Below are 6,332 nucleotides of genomic sequence, written 5' to 3'. Positions count from 1 at the left end.
AAAAATATGGGCGCAACCTTTTCGGAATGTTTGTCAAGAGCGATTGTCCCCTCGTTCGGAGAGTACTTATCGCCCAATACCTTGTGTTTTTCAATTTTTCATAGAAGTTTTGACACTACCGATTGTTTAAGATTTAATAACTGATTTTGATGCATCTGCCCATGTGCTATTTGTCCAACCATGAAGATCGTAATCGTCTAATGCAGAGTCAACGAATTTTATTTGCTGCTCAGCTGCACCTGTTGCTTCAAAATGGAATAATGCTTCCATATTGATGTTTTCATGGTTTCCAGCATAGTTCACTTCATATAATTCATGGCGTCCACCAAATTCAGTACCGATTGTATCCCAAACCATTTTCAGTAACTTCACACGTTCTTCGGCACCGATTCCTGTACCGCGATAATACGTATCTAAATATGGTCTTAAATCTTCATTTAAGAAATCTTTTGAACTAGATGGTAATTGAATTAATCCACCTGCTACCACTTGCTCGAAGATATTTTTCACTTTCACCCATGCTCCTGGAGCTAATGCGCGGTATGCAGCACTCGAATATGAATTTGGAATAACTAAACCATTTGGTCCTGGCTCAGGATCTGTTGCCATTGCAGTAGAAAGACCCCAGAACATATTTCGTAAAGCAACCACTTCACCAATCTTTGATTGAACGCCACGGAAATTTTTCGTGCCTGCTCCTTCAGTTGCTTTCAATAATAGTCCCGTCATAAAATCTAATTTCACTGCAAGACGTGTACAACCATGGAAAGTAAAGCGTGGAACGAAACCACTTCCTGTTACAAAGTTATTGGAAACTTCAACATTGCGGTATGCCAACACATTTTCCCAAGGTATGAACACATTATCGAGCACAATCACCGCATCATTTTCATCAAAGCGACTAGATAATGGATAATCAAAAGGTGTACCATTTTGGTGTGCATTTAACTCATATGATTGACGGCTAATCATACTTACGCCTTCAGCATTCATCGGCACAAAGAAGATTAGTGCATGGCTATCATCGCCCCCACCTAAATCTTTCGGACCATAATTTGCTACGAAGTTATAATGAGTTAATGCAGAAGCTGTACCAACCATTTTGGCACCGCTTACAATAATGCCATCATCGCGCTCTTTCACTGCACGTACAAAAACATCTTTATTTTCATGTAATGGTTTTGAACGGTCTACTTGTGGATTAATAATTGTATGGTTAATGAATGGTAATTCTTTTGTTGCTTTTTTGTACCAAGCTTTTGCGTTGTCTTCAAATCCTTCGTAAAAATGACTAAACGCATTTAAGCTTCCTGTAAATGCTGCTTTATAATCTGGTGTGCGGCCCATGAATCCATAACTTAACTTAGCCCATTCCGCAATTGCATCTCTTGCCTCTAGTAAATCTTGTGCACTCGTAGGAGTTTTGAAGAACTTATGTGTTCGGTCACCAAATTCTGTAGTTGCCGTTAAAATATCACGTGTAGCTGGATCATGTAGAGCATCGTACATTCTTGCATAGGAACGAGCAGCATTTCTGTAGGCTGGATGGGTTGTAACATCCTTGATTCTTTCCCCATTTAAATAGACTACCCTTCCGTCATTTAAGCTTTCTAAATATTCTTTTCCTGTGTACATTCCCCTCAACTCCATTCAAATGATAGTTACTACTTTTTGGTGATTTTTACGTCAATCACTATGTTTATATTAATTTATCTGAAAATTCTTAACAATGACACCGAGTGTTAGATATATTTAAAAAAACTGCCATCTTATGTTAGTTAGTGGACATAAAAATACAACCTACTGGATAAATCCAATAGGTTGTACTAAATAGTAAATCAAAGCAATTTTAATCTATTTGAAGTTGTTTAATTTTATCATGTTCCACAATTTTGAATGCTTTTAGTGCTAACATTAACTGAAATTGTTTCTGAGGATTGCGCAAATCACAATCTAGAAGGCAAGTAATCTTGTTTAGTCGATAGCGCAACCCACTTTTTGAGAGTGCCAAATTATCCGCTGTTTGATCTAAATTACCGCCTTGTTCAAGAAAGTGATATAATGTTTCAATTAAATCCAGCTTATTGTCATCGATATTTTCATACAGTATCCCCAGTTGCTCTCGAATGATTTTTTTAATGGATTGCTCGTTTTCGTTATTGATTAAAATACCAAGCACGCCTAAATCACTAAATAGCGTAATTGGCTTATCCCTTGAAGATAGTCGTACTGCTGAACACGCTTCATCCAATGCGACCCTTGTATCTACAATATTACTATTTTTCGAACTAATTCCTGCTAAAAAATATGCATTTTTTATTTGCTTTTTTAAATTAGAGATTAATGCTTTAATTACTTTTTCGATATTATGTTGTACTTGTTTTTCTGTAATGAGGAGGATTAAACTTTCAGGTTGTTGGCCAATTAACACATTGATATTTTTTTCTTCCCGAAAATAAGTAGATACCATTTCAAGGATTTTTTTATAGAACGTGAATTGCGTTTCAGCATTTGAATTCATAAATTTGTAGGTTAAAGTCACAATATAAAAAGAATCGGAAAGATTTAATTGAATAAAATCTGCTTTTCTAGTTATCTCTTGCTTTGTATATTTTCCACTAATTATCTCTTCCAGGAAGTGTCCCTTCACTTGTTCCATTGAATCTATTTCTGTTTTTTCTTTTAAAAATAAAAGTGAGCAAATAGAAGCCAATCGATCAAGAATCATGGAATCGATTTCATAATTAGGGACTTTTTCATCTTCATAGATGAAGTAACAGTATCCTACAATTTGTCCTAAAAGATAAATAGGCGTTTTTAAACTGATTCCATTTGGAAAAGTAAATATCTTAACCTTCGTGTGGCACTCATTAACGACTGAAAACTCTGAAAATTGATTAGATACTGTAATAAAATTCTCAAGTGTTATTCCTTTAGAAGCAATAACATGTTGCCGACTATCTTCAATTACAATTGGTACATGATTTTGTTTATATAAAATATTTAAGATGGAATTAATATCATTGCCTTTTATTAGCTCATTGGTTAAATCATTATACGTCTTGGACACAAAGGCTAAATTATTTCTTTCTATAATAAGCTTTTCATTGGTTTGTTCTAGTTCCTTTAAAATCGGTAGTTCTTTACTGTAAGAAAAGAATTCTTCTGCCTCCTGCTTCCATTCAGACAGTAAACGTCCCTCCCAAACACAACAAGGGGCACCATCTCCTTGGCATTGCAATTCTTTAAAAAACACATCTTCACCAATGACTTCTTTTACAAAACCTGTTGCATAGCCAGATAACGTATAACAAACAGGTCCTTGTCTATTTCCAAAATTTTTAAGATGTTGTTCTGCTTCATAGGAATTTTCCCAAACACCTTTAAAATACAAGGATGTCACTTTGTTTCCTTCAACTTTTAGTTCGCTTTCTGTAATACGGGATTTCGTGTACCCCTTTAATGCATGGATAATCGGACCAAGTTCAATTTTCTCCATTAAGCTTAGCGTGGGGTTATTTTTCACGATATCTTGGGCATCTTCCATTCCCAATTGAAAACCATACTTAAAGAAAAAAGCCTTTAATCGATTAATCCCAATGTTCTCTATTAAATCCTTTTGCAGTGCTCCGAAAGCTCTCGTCGATACAAAGACAGATCGTTCATTGTTGATAAACCATAATTCATTTTCTTGGCGAATTGTTAATAAGTCATTTAATTTAATCCCTTTCATACATTGCTCCTTTATTTCTTTTTTAATGAAGAAAATAATATACAAATGCTATGAAAATTTGGTTTTGACTTATGCCTTTCTAGAAGATTGGTAGTTTTTATTATACTGAAGGTAGTATGGAATGAAAAGGTTTTCACAGTAAGAATGGGTAAAATGATGTAAGGGAAAATTCCTGAACCCTCACTAATGTGCACATTAAACTTTTGAAGATTCAGGATTTACTTTTGAATAGCCCACACCTAGTAGTACAACTAGGCAACCAGCCACTATGAAGACAATAATCAAAGTTGTAAAATGCTCCATATTAAACTGAGCACCAAATATTAAACCTAGTGAAACAGCCGACAGAATAGAGCCAAAATGTCTACATGTTTGATACAATCCTGTTGATACACCAACAATATGAGCCGGACTAGCTTCAAGCATAGCCGCCTGTAATGTAACATTTCCAAAACTACAGCCAGCTGCAATAAGAGAAATAATTAACAACATTACGATAATTGGTACATGATCAAAGAAGACCCAAAGTAATATAGCACCAATAACTGTTAACAAATTCCCTGTCATTATTGGAAAATTCACTCCTGATTTATCGACCCAACGACCAACTAACGGTGCTGTGATTATTCCCATTCCTGTTACTAAAAGCATTAACAAGCCACTATATGCAACACTTAAATGTAGACCATCTTGAAAATAACTTGGTAACCCAAAAAATAAACTATAGTAAATGAAATTTAGAACGATATATTGCAAAAACACTAAAGTTAATTTCCGATTGGAACGAAATAATCGAATATCAATAAATGGAATTTTAGTTTTTAGCTCATACCAGATAAAACAAATTAAAGAGAACGCTCCTAAAATCCCTGCTACATAATTGACCGTTTCTTTAAGGGATAATAAAAATAATAAAATACCGACCATTGCAATTGAAAAAAATAGGATACCTAATAGATCCATTCTTTGAATTAATTCATGAAAGCTTAATTTCTTATTCACTTCATCCTTTGGCAAGGCAAACCAACCTAGAATAAAGCATAGTAACAGAACAGGAATATTGATTAAGAAAATAGCTGGCCAATCTCCCCATTCAATAAGTAAGCCCCCAATTGTAGGTCCTAAAGCTGCCATTGCCGACATCGTTAAAGAAATAAATGCAAGAGCAGATCCCTGTCTTTCATGGATATGGTCTCGAAGCATTCCAATTCCTGCAGGATAAATGGAACCGCTTCCAACTGCTTGGAATAATCGCATGATAATTAAAATAGCAAAAAACGGAGCGAAAGGAGCACCCATAGCAGAAATAGCAACTAAGATAAGTCCACCTAAAAACATTTTCCTTCGTCCGATTAGGTCACCAAGCTTCCCAGCAACAGGCTGTGTCACTGCACTCGCTAAATAAAAAGAAGTAATTAACCAAGAAACCGTCAAATAAGACAAATTAAAATCCCTTTGAATATTTGGAATCGCCAGTGCAATCATAGAGGAATTCAGTGGATTCAGCATTGCACCTGTCGCCACTGATGATAAAAACAATCCTCGACTGTTACTCCAATCCTTCATCTCGTCACCTTCTTTTTTCATCACAAAATAATAACTTTAGATTCTTATACTATTAAATATCTTTTCCATATGAAAATACTATTTTTATATTACCATCTGCAAGATAAATATTCTAAAATTTCAGATATATATTCAGAAGAGAAAGATTTTAAGAAATTAAGATTTTGTTCTATAAATAGAAAAAGAGCTCTTAAATAATAAGAACTCTTAATTGTGATTCAAATTTTTAAGAAGTTAGTGTTAATACTGGATATACATATGGTTCAGATGGTTCTTCAATTGTTTTCCACTTGGTAATTTTTATTGTTGGAATTTGTACTCCATCATAAGTAGTGATATCTAGTTCCCCTTCAAGTTCAATCCAAGTGTCTTCAGACAACTCAAATGCTTCATCCATTTCAGTTAGTAAGCCTAAATTACTCACATCAGCTAAACAATGGGTAATCATTTTACATTTAATGTATTTCCTTATTCATCATAGTATTGAAAATTAAAAATATGCATTTAGTTGGAATTTAATGAAAGCTAATAATTTTTCTATCACTCTCCATATCTCAACCATCATTTGAATTTAATATATGAATCTTAATCGTAATCATTACTATTTATGTTGACATTGGAAAAGGTTGTATATATAATCATTAATCGTAATGATTACTATTTAAAGGAGATGTAGGAATATGAAAAAAACAGCAATAAAATGGTTAGGTGTTCTCACAGTTAGCTCACTATTAATAGGTTGTCAGTCAGCTGAAACAAAAGTGGAGGAAAACACTGAGGTAAAGGCAAAACAAACAGTCAATAATCCATCAACTGAAAGCGAACACAAACACTCGGATGAACATGGGCATGATCATTCCCACGCACATGATGAAGAGGCAGAAAAAATTCACGCTGGTTATTTTGAAGATAGTTGTATTTTGCAAGATAAAAATGCAGAGAATTGCAATGAAAAATACAGAGTGTTGCCACCCAATATTTTTACTGTTTTCTCGACAACGCATTGGCTAAACGGAAGCTCTGTCCCGTATAA

The 6,332-nt window shown here is 34.3% G+C and carries 4 protein-coding genes and 1 pseudogene; 1 reads left to right on the top strand and 4 read right to left on the bottom strand.

All coding sequences use genetic code 11. The features are described from left to right. Positions 1-126 precede the first annotated feature (126 nt). The 4 genes from D8M03_RS16880 to D8M03_RS16865 all read right to left on the bottom strand — a co-directional run bounded on the left by D8M03_RS16880 (position 127) and on the right by D8M03_RS16865 (position 5,747). Complete coding sequence (locus D8M03_RS16880; RefSeq protein WP_121215966.1) at positions 127-1,635, bottom strand: 4-hydroxyphenylacetate 3-hydroxylase family protein; 1,509 nt, start codon at positions 1,633-1,635, stop codon at positions 127-129. A gap of 214 nt (positions 1,636-1,849) precedes the next feature. Then, on the bottom strand, positions 1,850-3,733 hold the full coding sequence (locus tag D8M03_RS16875) for a XylR N-terminal domain-containing protein (protein WP_121215965.1): 1,884 nt from the start codon (positions 3,731-3,733) through the stop codon (positions 1,850-1,852). Between the two features lie 195 nt (positions 3,734-3,928). Then, positions 3,929-5,299, bottom strand: a complete 1,371-nt coding sequence (locus D8M03_RS16870) for an MFS transporter (protein ID WP_121215964.1) — start codon at positions 5,297-5,299, stop codon at positions 3,929-3,931. Between the two features lie 226 nt (positions 5,300-5,525). Continuing rightward, the gene (locus tag D8M03_RS16865; protein ID WP_121215963.1) at positions 5,526-5,747 is read right to left on the bottom strand and encodes a TIGR03943 family putative permease subunit; all 222 of its coding nucleotides are present in this window, start codon (positions 5,745-5,747) and stop codon (positions 5,526-5,528) included. A gap of 232 nt (positions 5,748-5,979) precedes the next feature. Between D8M03_RS16865 and D8M03_RS16860 the strand changes: the two are divergent. After that, positions 5,980-6,332: pseudogene (locus D8M03_RS16860) on the top strand (hypothetical protein); the annotation flags it as partial.

The sequence above is a fragment of the Ureibacillus endophyticus genome (assembly GCF_003628435.1).
Lineage (GTDB): Bacteria > Bacillota > Bacilli > Bacillales_A > Planococcaceae > Ureibacillus > Ureibacillus endophyticus.
This window is presented reverse-complemented; position numbering and strand designations above follow the sequence as displayed.

Excerpts from the sequence above, each read along its gene's own strand:
- D8M03_RS16880 (WP_121215966.1), bottom strand. The coding sequence starts at position 1,635 with ATGTACACAGGAAAAGAATATTTAGAAAGCTTAAATGACGGAAGGGTA.
- D8M03_RS16875 (WP_121215965.1), bottom strand. The coding sequence starts at position 3,733 with ATGAAAGGGATTAAATTAAATGACTTATTAACAATTCGCCAAGAAAAT.
- D8M03_RS16870 (WP_121215964.1), bottom strand. The coding sequence starts at position 5,299 with ATGAAGGATTGGAGTAACAGTCGAGGATTGTTTTTATCATCAGTGGCG.
- D8M03_RS16865 (WP_121215963.1), bottom strand. The coding sequence starts at position 5,747 with ATGATTACCCATTGTTTAGCTGATGTGAGTAATTTAGGCTTACTAACT.